The 13,725-nt window shown below is 57.2% G+C and carries 7 protein-coding genes; all 7 read left to right on the top strand.

Features of this window, described 5'->3' with window-relative positions; all coding sequences use genetic code 11:
- Nucleotides 1–749 precede the first annotated feature (749 nt).
- The 7 genes from VAE57_RS10210 to VAE57_RS10180 all read left to right on the top strand — a co-directional run bounded on the left by VAE57_RS10210 (nucleotide 750) and on the right by VAE57_RS10180 (nucleotide 13,162).
- Nucleotides 750–5,078: an adenylate/guanylate cyclase domain-containing protein gene (locus VAE57_RS10210; RefSeq protein ID WP_322821780.1), complete on the top strand. Its 4,329-nt coding sequence runs from the start codon at nucleotides 750–752 to the stop codon at nucleotides 5,076–5,078.
- 1 nt (nucleotide 5,079) lies between these two features.
- Entirely contained in the window at nucleotides 5,080–5,298 is a 219-nt protein-coding gene (locus VAE57_RS10205) for a Franean1_4349 family RiPP (protein ID WP_322821779.1), read from the top strand.
- Nucleotides 5,299–5,381: 83 nt separating this feature from the next.
- Nucleotides 5,382–9,065, top strand: a complete 3,684-nt coding sequence (locus tag VAE57_RS10200; protein ID WP_322821778.1) for a HEAT repeat domain-containing protein — start codon at nucleotides 5,382–5,384, stop codon at nucleotides 9,063–9,065.
- Between the two features lie 20 nt (nucleotides 9,066–9,085).
- The gene (locus tag VAE57_RS10195) at nucleotides 9,086–9,979 is read left to right on the top strand and encodes a R2-like ligand-binding oxidase (protein ID WP_322821777.1); all 894 of its coding nucleotides are present in this window, start codon (nucleotides 9,086–9,088) and stop codon (nucleotides 9,977–9,979) included.
- Nucleotides 9,976–10,758, top strand: a complete 783-nt coding sequence (locus VAE57_RS10190; RefSeq protein WP_322821776.1) for an SDR family NAD(P)-dependent oxidoreductase — start codon at nucleotides 9,976–9,978, stop codon at nucleotides 10,756–10,758. The genes VAE57_RS10195 and VAE57_RS10190 overlap by 4 nt, the downstream gene beginning before the upstream one ends.
- Before the next feature lie 163 nt (nucleotides 10,759–10,921).
- Nucleotides 10,922–12,010 (top strand): M20 family metallopeptidase, encoded by a 1,089-nt coding sequence (locus VAE57_RS10185; RefSeq protein WP_322821775.1) that lies wholly within the window; start codon nucleotides 10,922–10,924, stop codon nucleotides 12,008–12,010.
- Nucleotides 12,011–12,025: 15 nt separating this feature from the next.
- A complete protein-coding gene (locus VAE57_RS10180) occupies nucleotides 12,026–13,162 on the top strand; it encodes a THUMP domain-containing class I SAM-dependent methyltransferase (RefSeq protein ID WP_322821774.1) in 1,137 nt (378 codons plus the stop codon).
- Nucleotides 13,163–13,725: the final 563 nt, after the last annotated feature.

Genomic DNA, 13,725 nt, shown 5'->3' with positions numbered 1-13,725 from the left:
CGAACCTGAACGGTAATGCGTAGCGCTGCGCGGGAGAGGGGAGCGTAGAGGAATGAGATCACACCTGAACACATCCAATACACGACATGCGATTCAGACATTCTCTTCTCTCATTCACCGCATCTCTTGGATGGTCAGGTGAATGACACAGGCACCGTCCGTAGGGGCGGGTTCCTCAACCCGCCCCTGCGCACCACCGGCACCAGCACGTTGTGGGGCAGGTTGTTGGCCTGCGTTCGACCATCCCCATCATCTGGGTCACGTACCGGCACGAGAGGCCGCTGCAATCCGCGCCGGATCGTGTGTACGGCTGGCGCGGCAGCATGGCTGCCGCACTCCAAACTGCGCGACACGGGTAACGCCGCCGGACAGCCGTATCCACCCCGGCGGGTGCAGCGGACATGCCCTTCGCTGTGTCTGTGATCACGACCGGCGTGATCGGGTGATCTCCCTCATTCACCGCATCTCTTGGATGGTCAGGTGAATGGGTACAGGGTAGGGGCGGGTTGAGAACCCGCCCTACGGAACTCGCCCCTGCGCACCACCGGCACCAGCGTACCGCGTTTCAACAACACACAGGACAACTCCTTACAAAACTATCATCCCCAATCCCCCACACCCTTCCTTCCTCTGCTATAATGGAAGCGATACATGTCTCCAACAACAATATTAGTTACTCCTGCATAACAATACCAACTCATGGCGTAAGACTGTAATCTCACCATTCAGCGTACAGGAACGATCAGCCAATGTCTGCATATAGTGCCTACCAGATTGATCAGCAGCGCATTGCACGCTATCTTGGCAATGAGCAGGCCAACGCACTCTGGCTTGATCGTCTACGACCGCACGAACTCTATCAACTATGCGCCCTTCTCGCCAGTGCTCAGTATACGCTCTCGACATACCTGCCACGCCGTCTGGTAAACCATCGCCTGCATACCACCGACAATCAACCATGGGTGGAATGGGTTGATGGCTCGTTGCTGTTTGCCGACATTAGCGGCTCGACGGCACTGGCCGAACGCTTGAGCAGTATAGGTCGGGAAGGCATCGAGATTGTTACCGATACGCTGAACACGTACTTCGGTGCGCTCATTCGCCGCATCCAGGAAGCTGGCGGTGATCTGATTACCTTTGGCGGCGATGCCCTGCTGGTCTTGTTTACCGATTCGGATCACGCCTACACTGCTACCGTGGTTGCCCGTGACCTGCTACAACGTCAGGCCAATTTTGTACGTGACGTGCCGGGGATCGGTTCATTTCCGTTGACCATGCACATCGGCGTTGAAAGCGGGCGCATCGCTATGGTCAGTGCCGGACGCCCCGAATCGTTGCGCTACAGCGCTATGGGTTCCTGCGTCGAGCGGGTGGCACGGGCAGAGGAACTGGGGGGACGTGGTGAGATTGTGCTGGGGCCATACGCATGGTCTGCCCTGGCCGGGCGTGCCCAGGGTGAACCACTGACCGAAGGTTATGTAAAGTTGCAAACAATAGCAGGCCAGGCGCTCGCGACGAATCCGGATGCTCCGTTCAAGACCCTGCCACCCAGTCGTGACACCGCATTTCACCTGATCTGGACCCTGGAACGGCTCAGTCCCTACCTGCCGGCAACGCTGGTAGATCGGATCATGAGTGACCCGCAACGGCCACGCCTGGAAGCCGACCTGCGTCCGGTTTCAGTCCTGTTTGCCCAAATCGAAGGACTGGCGCCATTGGTCGAGGATTTGCAACCCGAACGTGCAGCTCAGATCATTGATGCCGTATGGCGGGTCTGTTTTACCGCAATTGAGCATTACGGCGGGTACGTCAACAAAATCGACCTCGCGGCCGAGGGGAGCAAAATCCTGGCGATCTTTGGTGCTCCTATCGCGCAAGAAGACCACGCCGAGCGGGCGGCTCGCGCAGCCCTTGATCTTCAACGCGCATTTCATTCGCTCATCACGTCCCAACCGGACGGGATCAGCCTTGCCCAACTACGGCTCCGCATCGGCCTAAATAGTGGCAATGTCTTTGCCGGCAATGTCGGCGATGCTGAACGCAAAGAGTACACCGTTATGGGAGATGCCGTCAATGTGGCGGCACGGGTCATGAGCCACAGCGATTGGGGTGCAATTCGAGCAACCACAACCTTTGCAGTTTCCGTTGGTACTACCATTGCCTTCGCCGACGCGCGCACCGTCACTGCTCGCGGGAAACGTGAGCCACTCGAACTCCTGCGGGTTGTAGGGCTGCGGGAAGCATCGTCACCGGTTGCCCAACACGCGATTGTGGGGCGTCGGCACGAGCTAAGCTGGCTGCAAGAACGGCTGGCCATTGCGTTGAGTGGGTATGGGTGTGTTGTCCGCATGAATGGCGAAGCCGGGATTGGCAAGACCCGCCTGGCTGCCGAGTTATTGGTCACTTCTGTTCCCCGTCAGACCCAGATCGTGAGCGTGCGTTGCCTCGCGTACCAGCAAAGCACCCCCTATGCCCCCTGGAGTGATGCCTTGCAGGCGCTGGGTGGTATTTCGAGTCACGACGATCAGGCGACCCGTGCTGCCAGATTACGCCAGATGCTGGATGCGGCGGCGATTAGTGACGACTGGGCACCAATTATTGCCGATCTGGTAAAGCTCGATCTCGATGATAACCCCGTCACCCGCGTGCTTGATCCACAGCAACGCCAGGAACGCCGCTTCGAGATTATCCGTGCTCTTGTCCATACTGCCGCCCTCGGCCACGGTCTGGTCATGATTTTCGATAACCTGCAATGGGCCGATCACATTTCACTCGATCTCTGGCGCTACGTTGCCGGCTCGATTGCCAATAGGCCAATCTTTCTGCTTGGCCTGCACCGACATGCGCTGGACTGGAACGGTGATCCACTCGGCGATGGTGCTGAACTGCTGACGCTAACCGAATTGCCGGCAAGCGATAGCGCCGATCTGATTGCTGCCATTCCCGCCGGATCGCGGCTTTCGTCGGAGGTGAAGGCGCAAATTATTGAACGAGCAGCGGGCAACCCCCTCTTCATCGAGGAACTGGTGCGGGTTGTCCAGGCGGGTAATACATCGCTCGAAGAATTACCGGATAGCCTGAGTGGACTCCTTTTGACGCGACTCGATCAGCTTGATGAGCGTTCGCGGGCTATGTTACGAGTGGCAGCAGTGGTAGGTCAGCGTTTTCCCGTCCCTGTGTTACAAGCGGTATACGGCGAAGATACGACGCGCCTCATCCAAACCATCGCTCAACTCGACAATCAAGAGCTGACGTTACTCGAACGCGAAGTTCCTGAACGGGTTCATATCTTCCGCCACGCCTTGCTGCATGAAGTTGTCTACCAAAGTACTCTCTTTGCCCGCCGACGTGAACTGCATCGCCGGATCGGCGAATATCTCGAACAACGCTATGCTGGCGAGCTTGTCCGTCTCCGCCGGGAATACACGGCTGCACGCCAGCACCAGATCGTGCAGATTGGGCGTAATGGCCCACTGACCAACCGTGCCGTGCGGGCACTGGCTACCCCCATCTTCCTGCTGGCCCATCACTATCGCCTGAGTGATGCCCCAGAGCGTGCTATCCAGTATTTGCTGCTGGCCGGTCATCTGGCTCGTGATGAGTATGCCAATCAGCAGGCAATCACCTATTACCGTTGGGCGATTGACATCATCGGCGAGCGGGGCGACGATCCGCGGCTGTGGGAAGCGATGGAAGCGTTGGGCGAAACCCTGGCTGCCATCGGCCAGTACGATGAGGCGCAAGCAATCTATCAGCGAATGCTTACCCTGGGCGGAACCGACCTGCCACCGGTCGTGCAGGCAGAGGTGCTGCGCTCGTGGGGAGCAGCACTCGAAAAGCAAGGGCGCTATCAGGATGCACTAACCCAACTTCGCCAGGCCGAAGCAATCGCTACCACGGATATGTACCATACGCCTCCTTTATTGCTAGCTGCGATTGCCGCCGACCTTGCCCAAACTCTTACTCGCCTAGGAGCCTTCGATGAAGCACTGACAATGTGCGAGGCGGGATTGGCCCGCATTCGCAATGATCAACGTAGCATTGAAGATGAGCGGATTGCGGCTGAACTTCAGCAGCAATTGGGGATGATTTACGGCATGCGTGGCCACTATGATCGTGCGTACTATCACTTCCTGAATGCACTGAGTGCTCAGGAAGCGATTGATGATCTGTACGGTCAGGCGCGTACCCACAACAATCTTGGTTATCTGGCCCAATTGCAGAGTAATTATGCTGCTGCGGTTGAGCACTATACTCAGGCCGAAGCATTAGCCCGTAAAGTCAGTGCAAAATATGCGCTATCGAGCGTTTTACTCAATGCAGCGTATGCTCACTACCGACTGGCGCATTACGACGATGCCGAAGTTGCCTGTCGTGATGCACTGACCTTGTGCGAAGAGATGGGAGATCGCCTTGGTGTAGCTCAGGCCGACGATATGCTAGGGATCATCGCCTATGCCTGTGGCGCATACCAGCAAGCGTTGCAAGCCTATCAGCAGGCATTGCCAATTTACACCGAACAAGCCAACAGATACCAGTATGGCAATACGCTGGCGCTGATGGCGCTAGCGACCACAGCGAATGGTGATCCTTCGACTGCACTTGCCTACGCCGAAGAAGCCCACCAGATCGGCGAGCAGCTTCAGGTGCCGCAGTTGACGGTCGAAGCCTTGTGGGCGGCAGCCGAGGCACTCCTTGCCCAAAGTACGCAATTGACCGACATGACACAGCGTGCTTCACTGCTCGAAGCCGCAGCGACGCATGCCAGGCAGGCAGCCGAGCTTGCCGAACACATAGGGAGCCAGTTTGATCGAGCCATGGCGCTACGACTGGCCGGTGAGATTGCCGCCGAGCGTGGTGGGTCGTTTGCAGAGTACTTTACGCAGGCTATCACCATCTTCAACAAGATCAATTGTCGCTTTGAACACGCATGCACCGCAGCCCGTTTCGGTCGCGCATTGTATCGGTGTAACCTTCCCGAAGCTACGACGTATTTAGAATATGCCAGGCAAGAACTGGCTGCTATTGGCGCACAGGGAGAGTTGTCTCGATTGACGACAGCTATGAAGGAGGGGTAACATGTCACAGTCAGCCGTCGAACAGATTATTGGCCGTGCCGTTATTGATGCGGAGTTTCGTCAAAAGCTAATCGCTGACGCTCGTGCCGCCTGCACCGGCTACGATCTAACCGATGAAGAGCTGGAGGCTCTTGAGCGTTTAGATGCCGAGAGTCTGCAATCCTTCGCCGGCAAGCTCGATCCACGCCTGACGAAGAGTGCCGGACGCGGCTTCTTCTAAACAAGAACCTCACAGCAAGCCGGCACTCATCTTGAAGCACAGTTGTCTATCGTGATGCGTCTACCGGTAGTTGGGAAACTATTATGAGCGAACGGAGCGCCAAACGTCCTGAACTTCATTTCGTGCCGCGTGCGCTCCGTGATATTTTCTTGCCGCGCCGCCTGCCCCGTGAAGTACGCAGTACAATTGAGCAGTGGCTGGAGGCGGAACCTCTGCATCGGGTGCTGCCGGGGGCACTTGATTTACCGTTTGCTATCGATCTTGACCCGGCTTCAATCCTGGCCGATACCCGCCATCTGGCGTTGTTGGGGCCACCGGCCAGTGGTCGGAGTCTGGCCCTGGCCCGAATTGCTCACCGCTGGCTTGCCAGTCAGGCCACGGTGCCGCTGATACGTCTGTTACTCAGCGAGATTGACACACCGAGTCTGACTCCACGAGCCATCGTTGTTCGCACGCTGGCCCGGCGGAATCTGGCCCCAAATCCGTTAGAACACAACCTGCCCTGTCTCCTCCTTATCGATGATTGGGAAGACCTGCCGCTGGCTCGTCGTTCTATCTGGCAACGGTTTCTAACGAGTCTTTCCGAGCGCTGGCCGCAGGCGCGAGCCGTCATTACGCTCCCACCGGGAGAGTTATGGCCTGGCTTCCGCCACCACGCTCTCTCACCATTGTCCTCTGAGCTTCTCAGTTCATGGCTTCAAATACTCTTTCCCCATACCGACACTCAGACCCTACTGCCACTGTTCGAGCGTGATCCGCTGATTTTGTTACGTGAACGTCCGGCAGAACTTATCATGCTGGCGTTAACTCAGCCCCTTAGCGGATGGCCGGTCTCCCGTGCAGCACTTTACGAGCGGATAGCCGCTTTCGCGGCGCCAATTCTGGCGACAAGTAATGATCAGGTCGGCTGGCGGATTGGATACAGTGCCTACCGTGTATATCAGCAGGCATTGACACTGGCAGCCCAACCGCAACTCGATGCAACGAGCATTCGGAATGCCGGTGCGCAATGGCGAGCCTTGTGTCTGCCTTTAACTTTTGGGATCACACCAGATCCCCTACCACTGATCACTGCCCTCACCGAAGCCAATATCCCAACCGGCGAACGACTTTTCCTGCTCGCCCGTGCGCTACGGGAACGCCCTCGCCTTGATCCGGGCCTGAGTCGACCAATTCTTGAAGAGCTTTGTCAGTACGGAGGAGAAGCACTCAATACACTTGTGCCGGCACTGCCCGTTATTTTGATCGACATCGGTCGTACTCAACCGGCTCAGGTAAATGCCTTGCTAGAGCAAATTGTCGGTCGACTGGCACCGACTGCCGCTACCAGGTTGTTAACCGACCTGCTCGATGCCGGCGACGCCCCACCTGCGCTTCGCTGGCAAGCGATAGATTTGCTCTGTCAGCGACGGGCACTGCCACCACCGTTACCGCCGCACACCGACCTGATTGGTCAGGCCGGACGCTGTCTGCTGGCCGTGGTGCATAGCGATACTCTCTCCTGGCTGGCACATCCGTCGCTACAGCTTGGCCTGCGTCTGTTGCTCAGTGGCGCCGCAGGAGAAGAGCGTCAGCAGACTATCGCTCATCATCTGCTCCACTATCTCGATCTACCGGCATCAGTCCGCGCTCTGGCACCGGCTGCGCTGCCCCTTACCGATCTGGCGCAAGCCGCTGCCGATTCTATGGCCGAAGTCCGACAGGCAGCCCGTTCCGTCTGGCTAAGGTCGGGGCATGTGGAGCAGCTGGCCCGTTTCGTAACACAACCCCATCAACCATGGCTGGCTCGCGATGAAGCGTTGACCGATCTGGCAACTCATCCTGCTGGCGCTACCTTGCTTGCCGGTTTTGCGTTGAGTCAGCGATTGACGCTTGATCTCAGACTTCGAGCAATCCGGTTACTTCACCACCTGAGCAATGGTCTCTTCCTGCTTAAACGGTTATTGCAAACCGAAACGGAGCCGGTGATCGTGCGTGCAGCAGCGGCCTACCAACTCACCCACTATCCACAGGCAGTATCGGTTCTGACCTCGTTTCTCAGTCCTCATCACCCACCACTCCTGCGGCGCGCCGCAGGGTACGTGCTCGGTCAGATAGCTGCGCAGAACCATCCTGCCGCAGTGGCAGCACGTACTGCTCTGATCCAACACCTGCATCAGCCCGATATCGATACCGGCTTTACTATCACTATCATCAATGTTCCTGGTCTGTGTGGGAGCCGTCAGGCGTTATCAGCACTCGGTCACATCATAACCCCGACCTTTGGTGTTCACTTGCTCGATGCCTGGCTCAGTGCTCTACCAGCGTTAATCGGCCCGGTCGAACAGTGGTTTCAAGAAGCCGACGATATACGCCGTGCTGTGCTGGCCGATCTCTTTATCACATCAGGTACAACTATCGATAGCGGTGACAATCTGCTCGATCGACCTTCAGCACTGATTGCCCTTCAGGTATTGCAGATCAGGAGTGCGGCAGTACGGGCCATTAACCTGATCGGCAGGCAACAGCCCGCCCTTGAACCGGCCGTGCGTGCTTTGTTCGACGTTACCCTGCTGGATAGTAGCGCACCGCGCCCGTTCGCCGATCTGCTTGGCATCTATGCCACAAACGATCTTGTGCACATTGCACGCAATGCCACCGATGATCCGCTACTTCGGAGCGCTGCCCTGAATACGATTGCCGGGCGTCCAGACGGTACGCAGGCTCTGCTCCAACTGGCTCGACAAGCCGATATAAACCTGGCATGTACTGCACTCGATCAGGTACGACCACCATTTTCGGCAGAAACCATCGAAATGCTATTGACCATGGTCGGCGCAGAAAACCCTGAGCCGATTCGCTTTGTGGCTTTGCATGTGTTGGGGCGTGGTGCCGATCCTTCAACAACCTCACAATTGATGAACATTATCAACAACGAGGAGGAGTCAGCAACACTCCGGGCCGCAGCGCTTGACGCGATTGCCAGCGCACCCATTGATCGGGTGATTGAATTGATGAACACGCAGCCTGATCCGCTGCGGAGTGCTGCATTGCGCGCTCTGAGTCGCAGTGATCGCCCCGCGCCGATCAATCTGCTGCATCGCATGGCATTTGATGCTGACCGGGCTTGTGGATTGGCAGCCGTGAATGCACTCGCCACCCAGATCGATACTACCGCGCCGATCCTCATGCGGATTGTTCGTAGCCATCCCGATCTGACGATTCGGCTGGCTGCGGCAGCAGCTTTGCGCGATATGGCCGGTCCTGAAGCAGTTACAGTATTTGTTGAAGGACTGCTCTCGCCCTACCCGGCATTGCAAACGCAGGCATTTGCCCTGCTGGCCGCAGCCGATCCGCAACATCCGCTCTTACGACAAGTTATTATCGATCCAAAGATGCCTGACATTTTGAGACTGCTGGCATTGCAGCATCTTTGTACCGTCGCTCCGGCAGATGCAATAATCCGCGAGATCGCCTGCGATACCGGCACCTCAGAACGGTTACGCTGCTTTGCCATCAGGGTGCTTGCTCAACAAACCGATGAAGAGACGGTGGCGTGTCTGGCTCGGTTAGCCAGCGATCCTGGTGAGCAATCATTAGCAATCCGCCACGCAGCGATTACGGCGCTTACCCAACAATGCCAGGATTTCAATACCTGTGCACGTGGTGCACTCACAACATTAGCCACTTCCGCCATCCCCGAAGTTGCACTGTGGGCCGGTACTGCACTACTCGACTGTCTGGCGTTGCCGATGAGTGTTGATGCAAAGGATAGGTTGCAAGGTTGAACGATTGCAGGAGTTTATGTATGTCACACACCGATTTTGTCACCACCAGCCGTGGCCTGAACCGCAACAGCCCGCCAATGCGACTCTTCGAGAAGGCCAAGCGGTTTGGCATCTGGAATCCCTCGTTCATCGATCTGAGTCGTGATGTTCGTGATTGGGAACAGCTCCGCGACGATGAACGCGATCTGTTGTTGCGACTCACCGCACTGTTTCAGGCCGGTGAAGAGGCGGTTACACTCGATCTGCTCCCGCTGATCCGCACAATTGCCAGAGAAGGTCGATTAGAGGAAGAGCTGTACCTTACCACCTTTCTCTTTGAAGAAGCCAAACACACCGACTTCTTCGCCCGCTTTATCAGTGAAGTCGCCCGTGTCGATCCCGATCTAAGCCGGTATCACACGGCCAGTTATCGGGCACTGATTTACGACGCTCTACCGACGGCTCTGCATCGTCTCGATAACGATCCATCGCCGCTCAGTCTCGCCGAAGCATCGCTTACCTACAACATGATTGTCGAGGGTGTGCTGGCCGAGACTGGCTACCACGCCTACTTCACCATACTTGACAGCCAGAACATTATGCCTGGTACGTGCGAAGGTATTCGCCTGCTCAAACAAGACGAGTCGCGCCACATTGCCTACGGCGTCTACCTGCTCTCGCGCCTCATTGCCACCGATCCACAAATCTGGGACCATATCGTCGAGCGTATGAATGAGCTGGTACTGCACGCGATGGGGGTCATCGACGAAATCTTTGCCAGTTATGATCCGATGCCGTTCAATTTGCAGATCGAGACGTTCAGTACCTTCGCGCTGAACCAGTTTCAGCGCCGTCTCAACCGGCTTGAATCAGCCAGCCGGCAGAGCCTGAACGAGATCGATAACCTGGCAACCGATGATGAGGAAAACGTATGAATGCCTTTGCCGGTCGGGTCGTGTTGCTCACCGGGGCGGGTGGTGGACTGGGGCGGGAGTTTGCCCGCCAATTACTGGCCGCAGGCGCCGACCTTATCCTCAGCAGCCATCATCCGCAGCGGCTTTCAGCCGCTGCGGAATTTGCCGCTCAGTCGCCCAACCGGTACGGTCGGATCAGATCGCTGCTGCCGGCTGATCTGAGTGATCCGGCGAGTTGTGACCACCTGGCCGAACGGGTGTTACGGATTGCCCCTGACCTCGATCTGGTCATTCACAATGCGGGGGTCGGGTTGTACGGCCCCCTCGAAGCATTGCCGGTCGAAGCGGCGGAACGCTTGCTGCGCATCAACCTGCACGCCCCGATTCGACTGACCGCCAGGCTGCTCCCTGCCTTGCGCAACCGGCCCCGTAGTCAGATCGTTTTTATCTCTTCTATCCTTGACTGGGCGGCCTTGCCCAACATCAGTGTCTACAGCGCAACCAAATTTGCGCTACGGGGCTTTGCCGACGGTCTTGCCGCCGATGGCTACTGTGTCAGCACCGTCTACCCATTTTTCACCCAAACCGACATCCTCGAATCACCGCAATACGGTACCACCCAACGTCGGGTACCGGGCTGGATGATTGATCGGCCACGACCAGTAGTGAGAGCCAGTCTTGCCGGCATCGCCGCTCGCCGTCACCACATCTATCCTGGTTGGAAGGCTCGCCTCTACGCCATTACCGCTGTCGTTGCCCCCGCTGTCTTACCACCATTCAGCCGTCTGGTTGCAGGATAACAGGGCAACCAGACGAGGCACAACCTGCCTCAATCACGGTTCTGGTGAATAGAGCGCTCTGCCGTCTCTCTCGCCAGACTCGCGATGTTTCACAACATGGTACACTAGAAAGCAGTCAGTAACGATTGCTACAGGCAATCGCCATCACACCAAGAGCAAACATATGACTGAACTTCGTGATGAATTGATTCGTCTCACCTGCGACCTGATCCGCTTTGAGACAATTGCCGACCGTCCAGATCAATTACAGGCGGCGGTAGATTACGTCGCCGGTTATCTCGCCGATGTTCCGGGCATCCAGATCGCAAAGAGCTGCGTAGCCGACAAACCGGCGCTGGTTATTACGCTGCAACCCACTCGCTCACCACGCCTGATGCTCAACGGGCATCTGGATGTCGTGGTTGGAGAGCCGGCACAATTCGTGCCAGAGGTGCGTGATGGCCGCATCTATGGCCGTGGCAGTCAGGATATGAAGGGTAGCATTGCCGTAATGATGTGCCTGATCCGCGATCTGGCCCAACGACCCAATCCACCGGATGTCGGTTTTCAATTCGTCACCGATGAAGAGATTGGTGGACGCCACGGCACCGGTCGGTTGCGTGATGAGGGATGGCACTGCGACTTTATGCTCTGCCTGGAACCAACCGACCTGGGGATCATGTTCGAGCACAAAGGCGGGATGTGGGCACAGTTACGTATTCCCGGTCGGGCTGCCCACGGATCACGACCCTGGGAAGGCGACAACCCTGTCTACCGGCTGGCCCAGGGTATTCAAGCAATTGCCGGGCGCTACCCACCACCAACTAGCCCTCACGATTGGCGAACTTCGGTGACTCCAACCGAGATTCGGATGGGGGCAGGTTCGCGGAATCAGGTACCGGCAGAAGCACTGATCACGTTTGACATTCGCTGGACGGCTGATACCACACCGGAGGCGATCCAGGCCGATCTGACGGCAGCATTTCCCGACGCCGAATTCATCAATGTCATGGCCAGTGCTGGCCTACGCACCGATCCCGAACACCAGGAAGTCGGGCGCATTGCCGACATCGTAGAACGGCACATCGGCCATACCCCTCGCTTCTACCGCGAACATTTTGCGACCGATGCCCGATACTATTCGCACATTGGCATTCCTGCCATCTGCCTCGGCCCGGTTGGGGCTGGCCTGCATTCGGCAGAGGAGTGGGTAGAGATTGCCAGTCTTACGACCTTATACCAGATTGTTCTTGATTATATCGACACCATGTAGGATAACGACCTTCTTATGCTCTACGTATTACAAACCATTCCCGGCCTGGCTGCGCTGACCTGGCGTGAAGTCGAACAGACGATTCGCCCGGAGACAGACCGTCCCGCACCTCGTCAGATCGGCGTGCGTGCTGTGCCGGCACGCAACGATCTGATCTTAACCGACTATCGCGGCTCACCCCGCTCGTTACTGGCACTGCGTACCATCGAGGATGTCTTCGTGGTCGCTGCACGTGGCTTCAAAATTGCTCCTGACGAGCGCGGATTACGCCAGATTCACGCCGCTACCCGCAATGAAGAAGCGATTAAGCCGGCACTAGAGATATGGCGACGTTTCAACGGCGGTAAACGAAACGGAAGCTTTCGTGTGGTGACCCGTATGGTCGGGAAACACAGCTTCCACCGCCGCGATGTGGGAAGAGCTGTCGCTGATGCTATCCGCGATGGTTGGCCCGGACGCTGGCAACCGGTTGACGAAGACGCCGATCTGGAAGTGTGGACGACGCTGTTCGAGCAGGAGTTGATCGTCGCGATTCGCCTTTCAGATGCTTCAATGCGTCTGCGCGACAAGGCTGCACATCTGCCTGCTTCGCTGCGCCCGGCGCTGGCAGCCGCAATGGTAATGCTCACCTATCCGCAAGCCGATGACCTTTTCCTCGATCCGATGGCTGGTGCCGGCACACTGCTCCTGGAACGAGCGGCAGCCGGGCCATTTACTGCGCTCTACGGCGGTGACATCAGCCCGGCGGCGGTTTCGGCAATGAACACCAATCTACGCCAGATACGCGGTCAGATCGAAATTCGGCGCTGGAATGCCGCCAGGCTACCATTGCCCGATGCCAGCGTTAACAAAGTAGCCGTCAATTTGCCGTTTGGCAACCAGATCAACGAAGGCGATGACCTGGCCGAGTTGTACCGCGATGTCTTGCAACAGATTGCCCGCGTGCTCAAACCCGGTGGCCGTCTGGTTACTCTCGTTGCGGATCAGCACCTGCTTGATCGGGCACGGGCCCACGCTGCCCCGACCCTCCGCGCCATCGCACGGCACCGCGTCTTTGTCCTCGGCCAACGGGCAACCATTTGTGAGCATATCCGGGTTGCCGGCCCCGCGATACCACCAGCGCTACCGGCAGAAGAAGATGATTGGGAGTAGGCGCGAAGTTCACGTGGGCGAATGATCTGACCATTGTGGGATGGAGAACCTGCGTTTACTAGAAGTCATCGTATTCATTACTGATAGACGACATGATCGTGACGAGTACACACAGCATTCCCCTGAACAACAGGGTGAACAGTGTGACACGCGCCTGATCATAAGCACGACTGGTGCGGCAGACACACTGCCGCACGCCAAACGACGCGACAGGCACATGACGAGCGGACAAGGCAATCAATCCAGCGCGTGATGGCATTGTGGATGGTCATCAGCACGTCGCGCTGCCATACCGGCAGACTAAAAGCAGGGTACGCTGGCGTTGATGATTGGTAAGCGTGCGTGAACCTGTGTCATAGCCCGTTAACACGACTGCATAGCTTTGATGAACTACGTTATCGAACGAGATGCTGCCCCCTCGACAAACCCGACAACTACATCCTGGCGCTGGTGTATCAGGTGACCGAATTGCTCAGCCGGGGAGAGGAACCGCAATGACCAACATCCATCGTCGCCGGAAGCTGATTGAGGTGGCGCTGCCCCTTGAGACGATCAATACCGAA

The organism is Chloroflexus sp., from assembly GCF_034434295.1.
GTDB lineage: Bacteria > Chloroflexota > Chloroflexia > Chloroflexales > Chloroflexaceae > Chloroflexus.
The sequence above is the reverse complement of the archived record's forward strand: the minus strand, read 5'-3'. Positions and strand labels throughout refer to the sequence as shown.

Bases quoted from the DNA above. Each gene is read 5' to 3' on its own strand.
- VAE57_RS10210 (WP_322821780.1), top strand. From the start codon at position 750: ATGTCTGCATATAGTGCCTACCAGATTGATCAGCAGCGCATTGCACGC.
- VAE57_RS10205 (WP_322821779.1), top strand. From the start codon at position 5,080: ATGTCACAGTCAGCCGTCGAACAGATTATTGGCCGTGCCGTTATTGAT.
- VAE57_RS10200 (WP_322821778.1), top strand. From the start codon at position 5,382: ATGAGCGAACGGAGCGCCAAACGTCCTGAACTTCATTTCGTGCCGCGT.
- VAE57_RS10195 (WP_322821777.1), top strand. From the start codon at position 9,086: ATGTCACACACCGATTTTGTCACCACCAGCCGTGGCCTGAACCGCAAC.
- VAE57_RS10190 (WP_322821776.1), top strand. From the start codon at position 9,976: ATGAATGCCTTTGCCGGTCGGGTCGTGTTGCTCACCGGGGCGGGTGGT.
- VAE57_RS10185 (WP_322821775.1), top strand. From the start codon at position 10,922: ATGACTGAACTTCGTGATGAATTGATTCGTCTCACCTGCGACCTGATC.
- VAE57_RS10180 (WP_322821774.1), top strand. From the start codon at position 12,026: ATGCTCTACGTATTACAAACCATTCCCGGCCTGGCTGCGCTGACCTGG.